The following is a 236-nucleotide window of genomic DNA, read 5'->3' as shown; positions in this document are numbered from 1 at the left end:
CGCTAGTGCGAAGCCTGCTGCATATAAGATGGATTTCATATGTGTACCGTTATTCGTCGTGTGCCAACACGTACCACGCAATACTGTCCGCGTTGTTTATCGCAAGATTGGAGTGATCGCGGGCGAACCAGGTGCAAGCCGTGCGTCCATAAGCGTTAGGATAATCAAGCGTGCCGAAGGTATCTACGAAATGGGTGCATTCGTGTACTAGTGTCAGTTGCATCGACGAAAGCTAG

At 50.0% G+C, this 236-nt stretch carries 1 protein-coding gene; it reads right to left on the bottom strand.

The window, feature by feature from the left end; all coding sequences use genetic code 11:
* Positions 1-49: 49 nt before the first annotated feature.
* Complete coding sequence (locus SB822_RS60960; RefSeq protein ID WP_410859636.1) at positions 50-223, bottom strand: M35 family metallo-endopeptidase; 174 nt, start codon at positions 221-223, stop codon at positions 50-52.
* Between the last annotated feature and the right edge of the window lie 13 nt (positions 224-236).

This window comes from Paraburkholderia sp. SIMBA_054 (assembly GCF_046534875.1).
Taxonomy (GTDB): domain Bacteria; phylum Pseudomonadota; class Gammaproteobacteria; order Burkholderiales; family Burkholderiaceae; genus Paraburkholderia; species Paraburkholderia hospita.
Note: the sequence above shows the minus strand (reverse complement) of the source record. Positions and strands in the feature narration are given on the sequence as shown.